Source organism: Enterobacter sp. EC_50, assembly GCF_019584525.1.
In the GTDB taxonomy this organism is placed as follows: domain Bacteria; phylum Pseudomonadota; class Gammaproteobacteria; order Enterobacterales; family Enterobacteriaceae; genus Enterobacter; species Enterobacter roggenkampii.
The window spans coordinates 1-229 of sequence record NZ_VDAF01000130.1; the positions used below are offsets into that span (position 1 = coordinate 1).

The following is a 229-nucleotide window of genomic DNA, read 5'->3' on the forward strand; positions in this document are numbered from 1 at the left end:
TGACGTGGTTTTGTTCGCCTTAACCATCCTGATATTTGCTCTGGAGACCATTTCATCTCCAGCTTTTCCAGAACAAGCTTTCGCAATGGTAAATTTTGATCCAGTAAGCACGGTTGGTGATGCTGCCAACTTACTGATTTAGTGTATGATGGTGTTTTTGAGGTGCTCCAGTGGCTTCTGTTTCTATCAGCTGTCCCTCCTGTTCAGCTACTGACGGGGTGGTGCGTAA

General features: G+C 45.9%; 1 protein-coding gene and 1 pseudogene. One reads left to right on the forward strand and one right to left on the reverse strand.

The annotated features are described in order from the left end of the window. Window positions 1-116 (reverse strand): annotated as a pseudogene (locus FHC48_RS23335) (IS30 family transposase); the annotation flags it as partial. A 54-nt stretch (window positions 117-170) separates the two neighbouring features. On the opposite strand from FHC48_RS23335, the gene FHC48_RS23940 reads away from it, so the two are divergent. Continuing rightward, a partial coding sequence (locus FHC48_RS23940; RefSeq protein ID WP_097491765.1) for an IS1 family transposase occupies window positions 171-229 on the forward strand: 59 nt, incomplete at its 3' end.